12 protein-coding genes and 1 riboswitch are annotated in these 15,481 nt (G+C 31.5%); of the genes, 10 read left to right on the top strand and 2 right to left on the bottom strand.

What is annotated here, in order from left to right:
* The first annotated feature begins 24 nt into the window (after positions 1–24).
* The 3 genes from C661_RS0100830 (at position 25) to groL (ending at position 2,987) form a co-directional block, all read left to right on the top strand.
* Positions 25–750: a TVP38/TMEM64 family protein gene (locus C661_RS0100830; protein WP_017413397.1), complete on the top strand. Its 726-nt coding sequence runs from the start codon at positions 25–27 to the stop codon at positions 748–750.
* A 198-nt stretch (positions 751–948) separates the two neighbouring features.
* Complete coding sequence (gene groES / locus C661_RS0100825) at positions 949–1,233, top strand: co-chaperone GroES (RefSeq protein WP_017413396.1); 285 nt, start codon at positions 949–951, stop codon at positions 1,231–1,233.
* 128 nt (positions 1,234–1,361) lie between these two features.
* Positions 1,362–2,987, top strand: coding sequence for a chaperonin GroEL (groL, locus tag C661_RS0100820; protein ID WP_017413395.1), 1,626 nt, complete (start codon positions 1,362–1,364; stop codon positions 2,985–2,987).
* Positions 2,988–3,085: 98 nt separating this feature from the next.
* On the opposite strand, the gene C661_RS21015 is transcribed toward groL, so the two are convergent.
* The gene (locus tag C661_RS21015) at positions 3,086–3,895 is read right to left on the bottom strand and encodes an EAL domain-containing protein (protein WP_017413394.1); all 810 of its coding nucleotides are present in this window, start codon (positions 3,893–3,895) and stop codon (positions 3,086–3,088) included.
* A 135-nt stretch (positions 3,896–4,030) separates the two neighbouring features.
* Positions 4,031–4,128, top strand: a riboswitch (purine riboswitch).
* Positions 4,129–4,520: 392 nt separating this feature from the next.
* On the opposite strand from C661_RS21015, the gene guaB reads away from it, so the two are divergent.
* From guaB to C661_RS0100780, 7 genes are all read left to right on the top strand, one after another.
* Positions 4,521–5,975: an IMP dehydrogenase gene (gene guaB / locus C661_RS0100810; RefSeq protein WP_017413393.1), complete on the top strand. Its 1,455-nt coding sequence runs from the start codon at positions 4,521–4,523 to the stop codon at positions 5,973–5,975.
* 110 nt (positions 5,976–6,085) lie between these two features.
* On the top strand, positions 6,086–7,615 hold the full coding sequence (gene guaA, locus C661_RS0100805; RefSeq protein ID WP_017413392.1) for a glutamine-hydrolyzing GMP synthase: 1,530 nt from the start codon (positions 6,086–6,088) through the stop codon (positions 7,613–7,615).
* 361 nt (positions 7,616–7,976) lie between these two features.
* Positions 7,977–9,254: a helix-turn-helix transcriptional regulator gene (locus tag C661_RS22550; RefSeq protein WP_017413391.1), complete on the top strand. Its 1,278-nt coding sequence runs from the start codon at positions 7,977–7,979 to the stop codon at positions 9,252–9,254.
* 344 nt (positions 9,255–9,598) lie between these two features.
* Complete coding sequence (locus tag C661_RS0100795) at positions 9,599–10,279, top strand: ABC transporter ATP-binding protein (RefSeq protein WP_017413390.1); 681 nt, start codon at positions 9,599–9,601, stop codon at positions 10,277–10,279.
* Complete coding sequence (locus C661_RS0100790; RefSeq protein ID WP_017413389.1) at positions 10,279–12,807, top strand: ABC transporter permease; 2,529 nt, start codon at positions 10,279–10,281, stop codon at positions 12,805–12,807. Before C661_RS0100795 ends, C661_RS0100790 begins: the two co-directional genes overlap by 1 nt.
* Before the next feature lie 373 nt (positions 12,808–13,180).
* Positions 13,181–14,536: a glucose-6-phosphate isomerase gene (locus C661_RS0100785; RefSeq protein WP_017413388.1), complete on the top strand. Its 1,356-nt coding sequence runs from the start codon at positions 13,181–13,183 to the stop codon at positions 14,534–14,536.
* Between the two features lie 2 nt (positions 14,537–14,538).
* Positions 14,539–14,985: a YaiI/YqxD family protein gene (locus tag C661_RS0100780; protein ID WP_017413387.1), complete on the top strand. Its 447-nt coding sequence runs from the start codon at positions 14,539–14,541 to the stop codon at positions 14,983–14,985.
* A gap of 154 nt (positions 14,986–15,139) precedes the next feature.
* Here the strand turns inward: C661_RS0100780 and C661_RS0100775 are convergent, their stop codons facing one another.
* Entirely contained in the window at positions 15,140–15,319 is a 180-nt protein-coding gene (locus C661_RS0100775; protein ID WP_017413386.1) for a hypothetical protein, read from the bottom strand.
* Positions 15,320–15,481: the final 162 nt, after the last annotated feature.

Raw genomic sequence — 15,481 nt, 5'->3', positions numbered from 1 at the left:
TGTAAGTTTAATAGGAGAATATCTATGGAAAAAAGTAAGAACTGGTTACGATTAACAAAGGATAAAATAAAAGAAAATAGGTTGAAAATTTTTTTAATACTTATTTCAATTCCATTAATTATAGGAGCTTATCAGTTGTTTTTTAGACATTCAACTATGTTTAGAAATCCAGAAGAATTTAAGCAGTGGATATTATCTTATGGATCTTTTAGCATAATAATGTTTGTGTTAATCCAAATAATTCAAGTTGTAATATTTTTTATACCAGGTGAAGTAACTCAGGTGGCAGGAGGATACATATTTGGGGCCCTGTGGGGTAGTATATTATCTAGTGCCGGGATTTTGATGGGGAGTACCCTAGGATATTTATTTGCAAAATACTTCATAAAAAAATATGTAATAAGGATGATTGAGAAAAGAAATCTAAAAAGATTTAAAAAAGTACTTGATGCAGGAAGCAATAAAATTGTAATTCTCATAATTTATTTAATACCTGGAATACCTAAGGATGTACTGGTGTATGTAGCTGGGGTGTCAAATGTAACCCTAGTAGACTTTATACTTTATTCTTCAATAGGAAGATTTCCGTGGATACTTGCATCAGCATTTTTCGGCGAAGGAATACATATGGAAAACTATTCCTCCATGATAATAATTGCTATAGTAGCTATAGCCTTATTTATCCTTGGATTTTGGAAAGGACATAGCATTATTGACTTTTTTCATAGAATGCATAAAGAGAAAAAGTGATAATATAAGAAATACAGAGATAAATCGAAATAAAACGGAATAATGGCTAAATTTGGGCTAATGGATAATGTGATTACACTTGATAATAATGGAAGTTTTCTTTATTATAAATATTGTAATTAGCACTCGATAGTGATGAGTGCTAACAAAGAGTATATTATAAAATTTATATAATTATAAACTTAAGGAGGTTTTTTTATGAACATCAGACCACTTGGAGACAGAGTTGTTATTAAAAGATTAGAAGCAGAGGAAATGACTAAAAGTGGAATAGTTCTACCAGGCGCATCAAAGGAAAAACCACAAGAGGCAGAAGTAGTAGCGGTAGGTCCAGGAGGCTATGTTGATGGCAAGGACATTAAAATGGAGTTAAAGGTAGGAGACAAGGTACTATTCTCAAAGTACTCTGGAAGTGAAATTAAATTTGAAGGTAAAGAATACATTATTTTAAGACAAGACGATATATTAGCAGTAATTGAGTAGTAAAAGGTTGCTGCACAGTAAGCTAAGTAGTAGAGCTATTAAATAGTAAAGTTGCTGCAAAGCAAAATTACTGAAAATGAGAAATTAAAGTTAATAGACTAATAAGAAGGAAGTAGGAGGTTTTTAATATGGCTAAGAGCATTTTATTCGGAGAAGAAGCTAGAAGATCTATGCAAAGAGGTGTAGATACTCTTGCAGATACAGTTAAGGTTACACTTGGACCAAAAGGAAGAAATGTTATATTAAATAAAAAGTTTGGATCACCACTTATAACTAATGATGGTGTTACTATTGCTAGAGAAATAGAGCTTGAAGATGCTTATGAAAACATGGGAGCTCAACTTGTTAAAGAAGTAGCTACTAAAACAAATGATGTAGCAGGGGATGGAACTACTACAGCTACAGTTTTAGCTCAAGCTATCATCAGAGAAGGTTTAAAAAATGTTACTGCAGGATCAAATCCAATGCTAATCAGAAATGGTATTAGAATGGCTGTGGATAAAGCAGTAGAAGAAATAAAGAAACATTCAAAACCAGTTAATGGAAAAGAAGACATAGCAAGAGTTGCAGCTATATCTTCTGCTGATGAAGAAATCGGTGCTTTAATTGCTTCAGCTATGGAAAAGGTAGGTAATGAAGGTGTTATTACTGTAGAAGAATCAAAAACTATGGGCACTGAGCTTGATGTAGTTGAAGGTATGCAATTTGATAGAGGATACTTAAGTGCATATATGGTAACAGATCCAGATAAAATGGAAGCTATTTTAGAAGATGCATACATCCTAATAACTGAAAAGAAAATTGCTAGCATCCAAGAAATTCTACCAGTTCTTGAGCAAATTGTTCAACAAGGAAGAAAGTTATTAATTATAGCTGAAGATGTTGAAGGAGAAGCTCTTGCAACTCTAGTTGTTAACAAATTAAGAGGAACTTTCACTTGCGTTGCTGTTAAAGCACCAGGCTTTGGAGATAGAAGAAAAGAAATGCTACAAGATATCGCTACTTTAACTGGCGGAACTGTAATTTCAGAAGAATTAGGTCATGACTTAAAAGACGCTACTATTGACATGCTTGGAAGAGCTGAAAGTGTTAAAATTTCTAAGGAAAACACTGTAATTGTTAATGGAAGAGGTTCTAAAGATGAAATAGAAAACAGAGTAAACCAAATAAAGAGACAAATTGAAGATACAACTTCAGAATTTGATAAAGAAAAACTAATGGAAAGACTTGCAAAACTTGCAGGGGGAGTTGCTGTAATTAAAGTTGGAGCGGCTACTGAAACAGAACTTAAAGAAAAGAAATTAAGAATAGAAGATGCTTTAGCAGCTACAAAAGCAGCTGTTGAAGAAGGCATAGTTGCTGGTGGTGGTACTGCATATGTAAGTGCTATACCAGAGGTAGCAAAATTAACATCTGATGTTCCAGAAATTCAAGTTGGTATCAATATTATAAGAAGAGCTCTTGAAGAGCCACTAAGACAAATAGCTACAAATGCTGGAGAAGAAGGCTCAGTAATTATTGAAAAAGTTAAAGCTTCAGAAAGTCCATTTGGATATGATGTATTAAGAGCTCAATTTGTAGATATGATTAAAGCTGGTATTGTAGACCCAACTAAGGTTACAAGAAGTGCACTTCAAAATGCTGCATCAGTAGCTTCAACTTTCTTAACAACAGAAGCTGCAGTTGTTGATTTACCAGAAAAGAACTCACCAGCTCCAATGGCACCAGGCATGGGAATGGATGGAATGTACTAAAATATAGGCAAAAATAAAGATAGTCTAACAACTTATAAAGTTATAAAAGAAAGAGCTATGTGAAACATAAATTTTCACATAGCTCTTTTATAATGCAATTATAAGTTTAACTTAGATAAGTAGGTTTTAAAAATTTCTTTACACTCTAGAGAAATATCTTCAGGGGAATCAGTAGGTCTTTGAAGAAAGTATCCTTGGCCTCCATAAGCACCAAGGGATATGAGAGTTTCTAGTTCTTCTTTGCATTCAATGCCTTCTACAATTATTTTCATATTGCAATAGTTTGACATGTGTATTAAACCTTTAATTAAGTTTTCCTTTAAAGTGTCCTTGTGGATATTATGAGTTAAATCCATATCTAATTTTAAATAATCTGGCATAACTTTTAAAATAGTTTTTAGTCCAGAATAGCCAGAGCCTACATCATCTAAAGCTACTTTTATTCCTAGAGATTTTATATCCTTAATTATGTTATTATAGTTCTCAACTAAATCAATAGGGCACTGCTCTGTAATTTCAATTACTAGGTTTGAAGTATTTACATTATTGTCCTCTAAACATTCAAAGGTACTACTAGCAAAAAAATCATAGTTAGACATGGCAAGAGGAGTCATGTTAATAAAAAGTTTATAATCCTTTAAAAAGGGGATAAAAGCTTCAATTGCCTTTTTCCTAGCGAGTTCATCTAAAGCAGCAACCTTATTAGAGAGTCTTGCAGTTTTAAAAAGCTCATCTGGTAAATGAAGGGGGGATTCCTTAGGCCCTCTACAAAGTGCTTCATAGCCTAAAATTTTGCCTGTAGCAAGATTAACAATAGGTTGAAAAACCATGTTTATAGCTTCAGTCTCTATAATTTGGCTAAATTCTATGTTTAGATGGCGAGTTCTATATTTTAATTGCTTATCCATAATCTACCTCCGCTTAACTACCTTCATTATTGACAAATATTAAGAAATTAAATACAGTTGAAATAATGTGTTGACAAAACCAATATAATTAAATAAAATATATATAATTAATAAAACAAACGAACATTGATTATTAATAATTTAATAACGTTAGCTCATATATACCTTGAATATGGCAAGGAGTATCTACCGGAAACCAATAATTTCTGACTATGAGTAAGATTGCATTGTACAATGATAAAATTGGACATGTTAGTTTTACTTATAGAAGTATAGCTAACATGTTTTTTTGTACCCAAATTATGAATTAATTATTAGCTAATAACATTCATGTAAAAGTTGCATTTTAAAATTACATTTGTAAAAGTGAGCACAAGGAGAGATTGTGTGCTTAGTTAGAGAGTTTTACTGCAACAAAATAAGGCATTTTCAAAAAATAAATAAGTCAGTATGCTTGTCTATTTTTAGTTATACTGCGTCAACAGAACCCTTAGATAGCGCTACTATCTGCGGAACCTGTTTCCTTGCCGCATAAGCTTGCTTATGAACTAAAAATATCCTTCACATCTTTGACTTGTTATTTATTTTCAAATGCCTAAAATAAATAGAAAAGAGGATGACAATCATGGCAATAATATTAAAACAAGCATATACCTTTGATGATGTACTATTAGTTCCAAATAAGTCAGATGTGTTACCTAAGGATGTTAAGCTAGTAACTAATCTTACTAAAAAAATAAAATTAAGCTTACCATTAATTAGTGCGGGAATGGATACAGTTACTGAAGCTAAAATGGCTATAGCTATGGCTAGAGAAGGTGGTATAGGCATAATTCATAAGAATATGTCCATAGAAGCTCAAGCTAGTGAAGTAGATAGAGTAAAAAGACAAGAAAATGGAGTAATTAAAGATCCTTTTTCACTATCTAAGGATAAGACTATAGAAGAAGCACTAGGTCTAATGGCAAAGTATAGAATTTCAGGAGTGCCAGTTACTGAAAATGGAAAGCTAGTTGGAATCATAACTAATAGAGATACAGTATTTGAAACTGATTATTCAAAGAAAATTAGTGAAGTGATGACTAGTGAAGGACTTATAACAGCTCTTGAGGGCACAACTATAGAGGAAGCAAAAGAGCTTCTAAGAAAACATAAAATTGAGAAATTACCATTAGTTGATGAGGACTTTAATTTAAAAGGACTTATCACTATTAAAGATATAGAAAAAGCCGTTAAGTACCCCAACGCTGCAAAAGATGAAAGAGGCAGACTTCTTTGTGGAGCTGCCGTAGGAGTAACAAAAGATTTAATGATTAGAGTAGATGCTTTAGTTAAGGCTCATGTAGATGTAATTACAGTAGATACTGCACATGGACATTCTAGAGGAGTTATTGAAGCAGTTAAAGAAATTAAAACTAAGTATCCTGAACTACAAATTATTGCAGGAAACGTAGCTACAGCAGCAGCAACAAAGGAATTAATAGAAGCTGGAGCAGATTGTATTAAAGTTGGAATTGGACCAGGCTCAATTTGTACTACAAGAGTAGTAGCAGGAGTTGGTGTTCCACAGCTTACAGCAGTAATGGACTGTGTAGAAGAAGCTAATAAGTATGGGGTTCCTGTTATAGCAGATGGAGGAATTAAGTACTCTGGAGATGCAGTGAAGGCATTAGCTGCAGGAGCTAAGGTTGTTATGATGGGTTCTTTATTTGCAGGCTGCGAAGAAGCACCAGGAGAAATTGAAATTTATCAAGGAAGAAGCTATAAAGTATATAGAGGCATGGGTTCCATTGGAGCTATGGCTAATGGAAGTAAAGATAGATACTTCCAAGAAGATAACAAAAAACTAGTACCAGAAGGAGTAGAAGGAAGAATTCCTTATAGAGGTTCGGTAGTAGAAACTATATACCAACTTGTAGGTGGAATACGTTCTGGTATGGGATATTTAGGAGCAGAAAATCTAGAAGAATTATATAAAAATGCTACCTTTGTGGTTCAAACTTCCTCAGGACTTAGAGAAAGTCATCCTCATGATATAGTGATGACAAAAGAAGCACCAAATTACAGTGTAAATGTATAAGGATAAAAGGCTTTATAAATTACATTAAAAACAAAAAAATATATAGCTTAAAAGAAAGTTCTTATTTACAACATGCATTTACCAAAGAAAATAAAGGAGGAAGCTAAACCATGGATAGAGAATTAGTTTTAGTAGTTGATTTTGGCGGACAATACAATCAGCTTATCGCAAGAAGAGTTAGAGAAAATAGTGTTTATTGTGAAATAGTTCCTTACACAACTTCAATAGAAAAAATAAAAGAATTAGCACCTAAGGGAATCATTTTTACAGGTGGACCTAATAGTGTATACGGTGAAAATTCACCTAAAATAGATGGAGAAATATTTAACTTAGGTATTCCAGTGCTAGGAATATGCTATGGAGCACAGCTTATGGCTCACACTCTAGGAGGAAGTGTTAAAACTGCACCTGTTAGAGAATATGGTAAAACCAATGTAGATTTAGTTTTAAATAGCCCGCTATTTGAAGGCATTGAAGAAAATCAGTGTTGGATGAGTCATACAGATCTTATAGAAGATAAACCAGAAGGTTTTGAAGTTATTGGATATACAGACCAGTGTCCAATAGCTGCCATAGGAAATAAGGAAAAGAAACTTTATGGAGTTCAGTTCCACCCAGAAGTTCAGCATACTTTATTTGGAGAAAAAATGCTATCTAATTTCCTTAAGAACATATGTGATCTTAAAGGGGATTGGTCCATGGCTTCCTTTGCGGAAGAGAAAATAGCAGAGATAAAAAATCTTGTTGGAGATAAAAAGGTGCTATGCGCCCTATCTGGAGGAGTAGATTCTTCAGTAGCAGCAGTACTTGTTCATAAAGCAATTGGTAAGCAATTAACTTGTGTGTTTGTAGACCATGGTCTTTTAAGAAAAGACGAAGGAGACCAAGTAGAAGAAATCTTTAAAAAAGGTTTTGATATGAATCTTATTAGAGTAAATGCACAGGAAAGATTTTTAGGAAAGCTTAAGGGAGTTTCTGACCCAGAGAGAAAAAGAAAAATCATTGGGGAAGAATTTATAAGAGTATTTGAAGAAGAAGCAAACAAACTTGGTAAAATAGATTACTTAGTTCAAGGTACAATTTATGCTGACGTAGTAGAAAGTGGTACAAATACCTCAGCTACTATAAAAAGTCACCATAATGTAGGGGGACTTCCAGAGGACATCACCTTTGAACTTATAGAACCACTTAGAGAATTATTCAAAGATGAAGTTAGAGCAGTGGGTGAAGAAATTGGAATACCACACCACTTAGTTTGGAGACAGCCCTTCCCAGGACCAGGTCTTGCAATTAGAGTTTTAGGAGAAATTACTGAAGAAAAACTAGAAATAGTTAGAGAAGCAGATGCAATATTTAGAGATGAAGTAGCAATAGCAGGACTTGAAAGTGAAATATGGCAATACTTTGCTTGCCTTCCTAATATCCAATCTGTTGGAGTTATGGGAGATGAAAGAACTTATTGTCACACAGTAGCACTAAGAGCCGTAACATCATCAGATGGTATGACCTCTGATTGGGCTAGAGTGCCTTATGAAGTTCTTGATAAAGTATCAAGAAGAATTGTGAATGAAGTTAAAGGAGTAAACAGAATTGTTTATGATGTAACTTCAAAACCACCTTCCACAATAGAGTGGGAGTAAAATAGCCTTTCTCTTACTAAACATATATTTTATTTGACGCATAGATAGCCTGTCTATGTGTCTTTTTTTAGCATATGGTAAATTCAAGGAAAGTTCAACTTATGGCTCAAAGAAACCTAGATAAGATCTTGGCACTAATAAATTTTTAATTAGACATAAAAAATAAAAGTGATACAAAAAAGTAAAGGATACGAAAAATACAAGTAGTTGAAGCCTCTTTAAAATGGTGCGTGAATATACATTTTTGGGTTTTTAAGTGAAAAAGTTAGTAAATTTATTAATCAAGGAAAGTTATTTTCAAAAATTATTGATATAATAGTAAATAGTGATATTATTAATATTTAGTAAGAAGGGGAATGAAATGCAGTTTTTAACAGGTAGTGAAAAAATCAAAACCTTAAGAAAAAGGTTTAAAATGACACAAGATGATTTTGCTAGTGAGAACTTTACAAGAGGATACTTAGGTCTTTTGGAGAATGGAAGAAGAAATATAACGGAAGATGCAGCAAAAATTATTACAGAAAGATTTAGGGAAAAAGCAAAGGAACTTGGGGTTGATATAGAAATAGATGATAGATATTTTCTAAGAACCATAGAAGAAGAAGCAGAAAAATACTGCATGGATAAATTAGTTACTGATTTAACCTATGAAGAACTAGAAGATATTATAAAAATTGGGGAACAGTATAATTTACAAAATGTCAAAGCAGAAACTTATAAAGTACAAGGTGACAAGTATTATAATGAGATCAAATATTTAGAGGCTTATAAAAATTATTTTTACTCCCTAGACTCATTAACTGATGGTGTACACTTAAAGGAAAGGTGCTATCTTTATAATAGATTAGGCATGTGTAAATATATATTATTAGATTTTGATGAAGCTATAGTTTATTTTAATAAAGCAATAATTAATTCGGAGATTGCGAAGCAAACACTTACCTTGCAAAATGCATTATATAACTCTGCACTTTGCTATCAAAGTTTATCTAATTTAGAAGAATCACTTAATTGTATTGAGAAGTTTCTAGTGATGTGTGATAAAGAAAAAGAATTAGAAAGATATATTTATGCAAGTAGTTTTAAAGCAAGTTGTTATAAAGAAAAAGGAGATTTAAATACAGCAATTGAGATTTATAAAGAGCTAATATTATTGATTAATAACACTGACGAAAAGGTGGCAGCTTATCTTTATAATAATCTAGGTTCATTATATGTAAAGAAGAATAATTTAACTGAAGCCTTAGAGTATTATAATAAATCTCAGCAAATTAGAGCTAGGGTAGATAAGAAAAATTTATCTCATACTTTAATTGAAAAATCATCAGTGTACATAGCAAAAGAATTTTATGATGAAGCATTGCTTATAGTTAGCTTAGGCTTGGAAAATGCGAGAGAGAATAATGATTATGAGTATACCTTAAAAGCATACAAAATCATGGAAGAGGTTTATACTAAGCTTGAAAAGGTGGATAAAATTAAAGAGACTATTAAAGAACTATTAGTTTTCTTGGATGAAACGGATAACAAATTAATAAGGATTAGCTACTATAATAAACTTCAAAAGCTTTATTTTGAAGATAAAGAATATGAGAAGGCTTATGAATGTCAAAAAGAGATACAAAGGATGTTTAATTAAGTATCTTAAGTTATTTATAGCATACAGGTAAATCTAGAATAAACGAAAGTTGTTCTAGATTTTTATTTTTACCTAATAATCAAGTAGTAGTATTTATGGTGATACTAGGTTCTATAGAAATTTTTGGGGTGATAAATAAGTAAGAAATGAATTAGGATACAATATATTTTTATAATTGTATCAAATATATTTACAAAATATTGTGAAATTGATATCATATAAATAGTACATTATTAAATCAACACTAAAATTAATGATAGTAAACAGATATTAAGTATATTGTGTTTATAAAAGGATAATAAAAGAACCATATTATTTAAGGGGAATAAATTGGGGGAGATTTTATGGAGTTATTAAGAACAAAACGACTAACAAAAACCTATGGAATTAAGGAAACAGAGGTTAAGGCACTTAAAGCTACAGATATAGCTATTGAAAAAGGAGAATTTACAGCCATAGTGGGTCCTAGTGGTTCAGGAAAAAGTACTTTATTGCATCTTTTGGCAGGCCTTGATAAGCCTTCTGCTGGACAAGTTTTTATAAATGGTACGGATATTTATTCTATGGGAGAGAAAGAATTATCTAGATTTAGAAGAAGAAACATAGGATTTATATTTCAGTTCTTTAACTTGATTCCAATACTATCAGTAGAAGAAAATATTAAATTACCACTACTAATGGATGGGAAAAAAGTAGATGAAGCTTATATAAATGAAATCATGGAAACCTTAGATATTAAAAATAGAAAAACTCACTTACCAGGAGAAATATCAGGAGGACAACAGCAAAGAACTTCAATTGCAAGGGCTCTTGCTAACAAGCCTTCAATTATATTTGCAGACGAGCCTACAGGAAACTTAGACAGTAAAAACAGCAATGAAGTATTAGATTTACTTACTATGTCCATAAAAAAATATAATCAAACCCTGGTTATGATAACACATGATCCTAATATTGCAGCCCGTGCAGATAGAGTTATAACCATAGCTGATGGCATAATTGTGGATGATAAGAGGGTGAAGTAATGAGGAGTTTTTGGGGGCTGATTCCAAGATACATTTTAAAAAATAAAAAAAGAATCTTTTTTATGGCAGTTGGAATAGTAATGTCTATATCTTTAGTAATTTCTGCAACTATATTAGTAGAAACTATAAAAAAGACTTTCTATCAAAGTGTCATTGATGGATCGGGAGGGATATATGATGCCATGTTTTTTACATGGAATAAAGCTAGGTTTGAAGATATTAAAGATGATCCTATCATAGATAAGGTTACTTTTATAACTCCTTTAGGAACTCATAAATTTGAAAATACAAGTTATAAATTAGATATTTTAGGTTGTGATGAAAATATTACTGAACTTTTAAACTATAAGTTAATAGAAGGTAAGTATCCAGAAAAGCAAGGGGAGATTGCCTTAGAAAAGTGGATACTAGATTTACTTCCACAAAAACATAAGATTGGAGATAGTATTGAATTATCTTCAGTTGTTGAGTATATGGCTCCCAATGGAAGAAAAACCACAGAAAACAATAATAACTTTATATTAGTAGGGTTATTTGAACATAAGTCTACATCATATGGACCTAAAAATACTGGAAAGGCTTATATTACTAAAGAATGTGCAGAAACAGTTTTAAATAATAAAAATGTACAGTATAGTGGATATCTAACTTTTAAGGACAATTACTCCATACAGGACGGACTAATGACACTTATTGCTACAAATAGCTATTCTGAGATTCATTTTATGCCTAATGAACTAATAGGAAGTTATGTACTAGGACAAAAAATACTAGATTTTGCTTGTGTAGGTTTATTTATAGTAGTAGGTATTGTGGCTATTATAATAATCTACAATATATTCAATGTATCTGTAGCGCAAAGAATAAAGGATTTTGGAATATTTAGAGCTATTGGAGCATCACCTAAAAGGATAAAAAGCTTAGTGTTAGGAGAAGGTATAATTTTAGGGTTAATATTTATACCCATGGGAATCTTACTGGGAAGTTTTGTGACTCAAATAGGTATAAGAATTATGCTAGGAACGAGTAGCACTACAAGTAATTTTCAAGTTCCGAGTATAGGGATTATTTCTTCCTTAATTGTAGGGTTTACATCAATAATTGTTGGAGTATATTTTCCAGCTAAAAAGGCATCAAAAATATCTCCAATGGAAGCTATTATTTCAAATAATAATATAGGTATAAAAGGTAAAAAAAATAGGAGGCCATTGCAAAGTAATAGCTTTATGGTAAATAAGTCTAGATTTATCACTCGTATAGCTTATCTTAATTTAAGTGGAAATAAGAAGAGATTTATGACAACTGTAGTTTCTTTAAGCATGAGTATAGTTATGCTTATGATTGTAAATTACTTAATATCATTAGCTAATCCCGTTAGCAGATTTAAAAATGATTTTAATGGTGATTTTATTATTTCAGCTAAAGGTCATTCACAAAACTTAGGGTTAGCAAACAATGAAGTTAATAGTTTAAAAAACATTGATGGTATAAATTATTTATCAGCAAAAAAGAAATTTCAAATTGCTATGGAAGTGCCAGAAAATAAACTAACAAATGATGGTATAGCATATATAAAATCTGAAAGTAAGAATGATAATTTCATGAAGGATTTATTAGCTCAAAAACGGTATAGATTTATTACTGAGATTCAGGGATATAGTAGTGAGGAACTAGATAAATTAAAAGATGGGTTACTAGAGGGAAATGTTGATATAAATGAGATGAGGGAAAAACCAATTGTCATTCTAGCACAAAATTTAAATAATTATAATTTTACTAACGTACAAGTAGGAGATACTATACGATTAGGCTATACAAGATATGATAAGGAAGGAAAGGAGTTAGGCTTTAGTAATGAAGATTTTATCATAGGAGGACTACTTAAAGAAGAAGCTTTAAATTTATCCTATGGAAAAGAAAAGAATGTGGTTATTATAAGTAGTGAATTTGCGGAGAAGCATATGGAAGTTAAGAAAGATCAAGAAGTAGTAATTAATTTAAGAAAAGATGTTAGCTATGAAAAAGTGGAAAATGAGATAAGAAACAATTTGAAATTAAGCAAAGAAATAAAAATAATATCTTTCAAGGAAGAGCTTGAAAGAGTTAAAAAAACTAATTTTCAATTGTCTTTAAGCCTTTATAGTTTTATTTTCATAATAGCTACTATAAGCATAATAAACTTAATAAATATAATAAGCATGAATACAATATTAAGAAGTAAGGAAATTGGCATGATGAGAGCTTTAGGGCTTGGAAATGATGAGGTTAGAAAAATAATAATCCATGAAGGGCTACTCTATGGCATAGCCTCAGGTGGAATAGGTATAACCTTAGGAACTATATTGACATATTTGATTTATATAGCTGGAGCTCAGCTCATTAGTCAAGGTATAGCCTGGAAGTTTCCAACTGTAACTATTGTTATAACCTATGTTGCAGTGATAATTATTTGCCTAATTTCATCAGTGATTCCTTCAAGGAGTTTATTTAAAAGTAGTATTGTTGATTCTATTAGAGCAGTAGAATAACAAGCAGCAATTGAAATAAATTATCTTAGAATGGGTTTTGAGAAATAGCTTTTAGGTAAAATCAGTAATACTTCAAGAAAGCTATTTACTTCAAGTATCGTTGATTCTATAAGAGGAATTGAATAATATAATATGGAAAAACAAATAACTATCAAAGATATAGCTTTGGTAGTTATTTGTTTTTATGTTGACATGTGTTAAGTATTTTACAGCATATTTCTTAAGATTTAATGCCTAAGTTTGATAAAAAATATGAAATGGTTTATACTAAAAAGTGGAAATGAACGAGTTCATTATTTAACTTGGTAGTAATAGAGTACTACTTAAGTGTAATTTATATAATTATAGAAAATATCGTTTACGGAGGCGTACTATGAAGTCACCAATATACTTAAATATTAAAAAAGCAGCACCTTTTGTTGATGAGGAAGATATATTAAAGCTTAAACCTATGGTTACTGATGCTCATCACACTTTACATAACAAAGATGGAGCAGGAAATGAGTTTTTGGGATGGCTTGATTTACCTGAGAACTATGATAAGGATGAATTCCAAAGAATTAAAGTAGCAGCGGAAAGAATAAAGAAAAACTCTAAAATCCTTGTGGTAATTGGAATTGGAGGATCATATCTTGGTGCTAGAGCTGTAATTGAGGCACTAACTCATAGCTTTAATAACAATTTGCCTTATGAAAAGAGAAAAGCACCAGCAATATTATTTGCTGGAAATAATATAAGTTCTACTTATTTATCTCATCTTATAGATATTGTAAAAGATGAGGATTTTTCAATAAACGTAATTTCAAAGTCAGGAACTACTACAGAACCTGCTATTGCCTTTAGAATTTTTAAGGAGCTTCTTGAAAATAAGTATGGAAAAGAAGAAGCAAAAAATAGAATATATGTAACAACTGATAAAGCTAGAGGAGCCTTAAAAAGTCTTGCTAAGGAGGAAGGTTACGAAACTTTCGTAATTCCTGATGAAGTTGGAGGTAGATTTTCAGTTTTAACAGCGGTAGGGTTACTTCCAATTGCTACAGCAGGACTTAATATTGAAGATTTAATGAAGGGTGCAGGGGATGCTGTGAAGGAGTATAGTTGTGAAAGCCTAGAAAATAACAACTGCTACAAATATGCAGCACTAAGACACTTTTTATATATCACAGGGAAAACAACGGAGATCATTGTAAACTACGAGCCAAGTCTTCAATATTTTAGTGAGTGGTGGAAGCAATTATTTGGAGAGAGTCATGGAAAAAGTGGTAAGGGAATCTTTCCTGCTTCAGTGAATTTCTCTACAGATTTACACTCCATGGGCCAATATATTCAAGATGGGTTAAGAAACCTTTTTGAAACTATTATAAATGTAGAAACTCCTAAGGTGGAACTAACCTTAAAGGAAGACGATAAAAACGTAGATGGACTTAACTTCTTAAGTGGGAAAACCATAGACTTTGTAAATAAAAAAGCTATGGAAGGAACGGCTCTTGCTCATAATGAGGGTGGAGTTCCTAATATAGTAATAAATCTTAAGGACCTTACTGAATACAGTATTGGATACTTAATTTACTTCTTTGAGAAAGCTTGTGCTATAGGTGGATATATGTTAGATATAAATCCTTTTGACCAAGAAGGGGTGGAAGCTTATAAAAAGAACATGTTTGCCCTACTTGGGAAACCAGGTTATGAGGAATTAAAGGAAAAACTAGAAGAAAAGCTAGGGGAATAACTATGAGAATAATTGTGGATGCAGATGCATGTCCTGGAAAGCACATTATTGAAGAAGTAGCAAAGGATTTTGGACTAGAATTAATACTTTACTGTGACATTAACCACATACTAACTAGCACTTATGCTACAGTTAAGTACATGGATAGTGGGTTTCAAAGTGTAGATATGAAAATTGCCAATGAAGCAAAGGCTCAGGATATTGTAGTTACTCAAGATTATGGAGTAGCAGCTATGGTTCTTGGAAAGAAGGCCTATGCCATAAGTCCTAAGGGAAATATATATAATAATGATAATATTGATAAACTACTGTTTGAAAGACATCTTTCTGCAAAAGTGAGAAGAGGCGGAGGAAAGACTGCTAGTCATAAAAAGAGAAGTAGTGAAGATGATACAAGGCTTAAGGAAAATCTAATAAGATTAGTAAGAAAAAATGAAATTAATTCATAAAGAAAAAGGATTTAGCAGGATAATTTATATTTACCCTGCCAAATCCTTCTTTTTTTATTACAGTAAATCTTTAAACCTAATTTTACTAATTAACTTATTAAACAAGTGAATGGATTACCCATTATCAAAAGCTTAATTATAAGGTTAAAGGTAATTAGTGTCCGGGTTTAAATTGGTCCATATCCACAAAGGTTTTGGGCCCTTCAGGAAATAAAAGACCATTATTGGTTCTTTCAATTATAGGGTAACTATCCTCTGCTTTGTGAATAGTTATATTCTTTTTCTTGTAAGTGTACTCAGGGTCATAGTGAAAATCTCTATCATTTTTATTCATAATAATCACTCCTTAAGAGTATTTTTCACAGCTTTAAGGATTTTTATTACCCTAAGTTGTAATTTACAAAAAATAAAGAAAAAACAGTATTTTGTTGTTACATATTATGGAATTATAGTATAATGTAAGTATTGTTATTAGATAAAGAGGTTTTTAAGCTAA

Origin of the sequence: Clostridium tunisiense TJ, from assembly GCF_000300195.1 — a bacterium.
Taxonomy (GTDB): Bacteria; Bacillota; Clostridia; order Clostridiales; family Clostridiaceae; genus Clostridium_J; species Clostridium_J tunisiense.
The sequence above is the reverse complement of the archived record's forward strand: the minus strand, read 5'-3'. Positions and strand labels throughout refer to the sequence as shown.

Bases quoted from the DNA above. Each gene is read 5' to 3' on its own strand.
- C661_RS0100830 (WP_017413397.1), top strand. From the start codon at position 25: ATGGAAAAAAGTAAGAACTGGTTACGATTAACAAAGGATAAAATAAAA.
- groES (WP_017413396.1), top strand. From the start codon at position 949: ATGAACATCAGACCACTTGGAGACAGAGTTGTTATTAAAAGATTAGAA.
- groL (WP_017413395.1), top strand. From the start codon at position 1,362: ATGGCTAAGAGCATTTTATTCGGAGAAGAAGCTAGAAGATCTATGCAA.
- C661_RS21015 (WP_017413394.1), bottom strand. From the start codon at position 3,895: ATGGATAAGCAATTAAAATATAGAACTCGCCATCTAAACATAGAATTT.
- guaB (WP_017413393.1), top strand. From the start codon at position 4,521: ATGGCAATAATATTAAAACAAGCATATACCTTTGATGATGTACTATTA.
- guaA (WP_017413392.1), top strand. From the start codon at position 6,086: ATGGATAGAGAATTAGTTTTAGTAGTTGATTTTGGCGGACAATACAAT.
- C661_RS22550 (WP_017413391.1), top strand. From the start codon at position 7,977: ATGCAGTTTTTAACAGGTAGTGAAAAAATCAAAACCTTAAGAAAAAGG.
- C661_RS0100795 (WP_017413390.1), top strand. From the start codon at position 9,599: ATGGAGTTATTAAGAACAAAACGACTAACAAAAACCTATGGAATTAAG.
- C661_RS0100790 (WP_017413389.1), top strand. From the start codon at position 10,279: ATGAGGAGTTTTTGGGGGCTGATTCCAAGATACATTTTAAAAAATAAA.
- C661_RS0100785 (WP_017413388.1), top strand. From the start codon at position 13,181: ATGAAGTCACCAATATACTTAAATATTAAAAAAGCAGCACCTTTTGTT.
- C661_RS0100780 (WP_017413387.1), top strand. From the start codon at position 14,539: ATGAGAATAATTGTGGATGCAGATGCATGTCCTGGAAAGCACATTATT.
- C661_RS0100775 (WP_017413386.1), bottom strand. From the start codon at position 15,319: ATGAATAAAAATGATAGAGATTTTCACTATGACCCTGAGTACACTTAC.